The sequence below is a fragment of the Streptomyces sp. genome (genome assembly GCF_036524955.1).
In the GTDB taxonomy this organism is placed as follows: Bacteria; Actinomycetota; Actinomycetes; order Streptomycetales; family Streptomycetaceae; genus Actinacidiphila.
Window position 1 is genome coordinate 1 of sequence record NZ_DATDBG010000321.1, and the last position, 2,126, is coordinate 2,126.

Below are 2,126 nucleotides of genomic sequence, written 5' to 3' on the forward strand. Positions count from 1 at the left end.
CGCCCACCCGCGCGGTTACTTCACGGTGGTGCGGGCGGCGTCCTCGATGAGGCGGGTGACGGCGCCGGGGTGGGACATCATCGCGACGTGGGAGCTGTCGATCTCGACGGTGTGCGAGCCGGCGCGCTCGGCCTCGAAGCGTTCGAGCTGGGCGCCGAGGGTGTTGTCCTGCTTGGCGATCAGGGCCCAGGAGGGGATGGTGCGCCAGGCGGCGGCGGTGGCGGTGTCGCCGAACGCGGCGGCGCTGACGGGGCGTTGGGCGGCCGCCATGACGCGGGTCTGGGAGTCGGGCAGGTCCGCGGCGAAGACGTCCTGGAACTGGGCGGGGTCGATGGTCAAATCGTAGCCGTCGGTGCCGTCGGCGTTGGTGAAGGGTGCGGGGCGCAGGGCGGGCTGGAGCTTGGAGTCGCTGAACTTCGAGGCCAGTTCAGCCAGGGGCTCGTCCTGGTCGGGCATGAAGGCGGCGATGTAGACCAGGGCCTTGACGTTCGGGTTGCCGGCCGCGGCCTGGGTGATGACGGCGCCGCCGTAGGAGTGGCCGGCCAGCACGATCGGGCCGCTGATGCTCTTCAGGAAGCTGTTGATGTACGTGGCGTCCTGCGGCAGGCCCCGCAGCGGGTTGGCGGGCGCGACCACCGGGTAGCCGTCGTCCTGCAGTCGCTTGACCACGCCGGACCAGCCCGACGCGTCCGCGAACGCCCCGTGGACGAGGACCACCGTCGGCTTGGGCGCGGACTCGCTGTGCTGGCTCGGGCTCGCCATGGCCAACGGTGCGACGGCGACGGCGAGGGCCGTGCCCACGGCGGCGGTGAGCAGCAGCGGGAAGCGGGCGGTGAGTTTCTGCTTCACGGGAATCACGTCCTGATCGGGAAGGGTCGGTTGGGAAGGTGCGGCTGCTCGGCCACCGGTGGGCTACGACCGCCGGTGCGGGCCGCCGCACTGGTCCTCAGCGTCCGGCAGCAGTGGGCCCCCGCGAATCAGTCAGCCGACTGGTCGGCCAGGGTTTGAGTAATCCGTTACGGGCCGGCACGCCCCGGGGCGCGCCGGAGCGGGGCATGCCGCAGTGAGTCGTCCGGCGCCGAGTCCACACGCCCCCGGGGTGCGCCGCAGCGGGCCCTGCGTGATCAGCCACGACGCGGAAGCGCCCGGAGCGCCGCAGGCCCCCCGTAGCCGTCCCGGGCGAGTCCGGGGTGCGGACCGGTGGGGGCCGGCGGGGGCCGGTCGTGCGGTTCCCCGCGTCCCTGCGGGGCGTGGCGCCTCCGGGCAAGCGCCCTGCGGAGCCGCCGGGCTCCGCTCACCCGGGCGCACCGCGCACTGCAGTCATCTGACTGATTTCCGCGCCACCCAGCGGAGCAAACGAAGCCGCTATGACGACTTCACCGCCGCTGGTAGGCCGTGACCGCGAGGTCGCCGAACTGCTGCGCCTCCTCTGCCCCTTCTGCCGGGCGCGCAGCGCGGTTCGGCCGGCCCTTCCAGGGGCCCGAGCGGTGACCGCCCGGGTGGCCGGGCCCCGTGATCGGCCGGATGGAGCATCAGGAGTGCGGGAGGCGTCGGCCCGCCGGATGCTGACATGGCGCCACCGGCGCGTTCGGTCCGTCCGCGCCCGCCCATCAGGAGGTACGCCCGTGCTGTCCCACTCCTTTCAGGGCGGCGACCGCCCCCGTCGTCGCCTACGGCCGGCCGCCGTCGCCCTGCCGGCCGCCGCCGCACTGGCCGCGCCGGTCGCCCCGGCCCGGGCGGGCGAGGACGGTACGGATGAGCGTGAGCTGCAGGCGCGGCTGGAGGAGCTGGTCGCCGCGCCGGGCGGGCCACCCGGCGTGATCGCCGTCGTACGGCGGGGCGACCGTACGGAGGTCCACCGCGCCGGAGTCGCCGAATGAGCCACAGTCACGGCCACCACCACGGCCACGGATCCCACGGCCACGGACACGGTGACGGCCTCGACGCCGGATCGCTGCCGTCGGCCCTCGACCTGTCCGTACCGGACGGGGAGCTGACGCCGAGCCAGCTCTCGCGGCGGTCCATGCTGCGGCGCGCGGGTCTGCTGGGCGCCGGGCTGGCGGCCGGCGGCGTGCTGGCGGGGGCCGGGCAGGCGACCGCGGGTCCGGCGGGCGTACAGCGGGCGG

The 2,126-nt window shown here is 74.9% G+C and carries 2 protein-coding genes and 1 pseudogene; 2 read left to right on the forward strand and 1 reads right to left on the reverse strand.

Going from position 1 to position 2,126, the window contains the following annotated elements; translation table 11 throughout:
* Window positions 1–15: 15 nt before the first annotated feature.
* Entirely contained in the window at window positions 16–849 is an 834-nt protein-coding gene (locus VIW71_RS25330) for an alpha/beta fold hydrolase (protein WP_331624955.1), read from the reverse strand.
* A gap of 776 nt (window positions 850–1,625) precedes the next feature.
* Between VIW71_RS25330 and VIW71_RS25335 the strand changes: the two genes are divergently transcribed.
* Window positions 1,626–1,880: a hypothetical protein gene (locus VIW71_RS25335; RefSeq protein ID WP_331624956.1), complete on the forward strand. Its 255-nt coding sequence runs from the start codon at window positions 1,626–1,628 to the stop codon at window positions 1,878–1,880.
* Window positions 1,877–2,126: pseudogene (locus VIW71_RS25340) on the forward strand (histidinol-phosphatase); the annotation flags it as partial. The gene VIW71_RS25335 and the pseudogene VIW71_RS25340, both read left to right, overlap by 4 nt.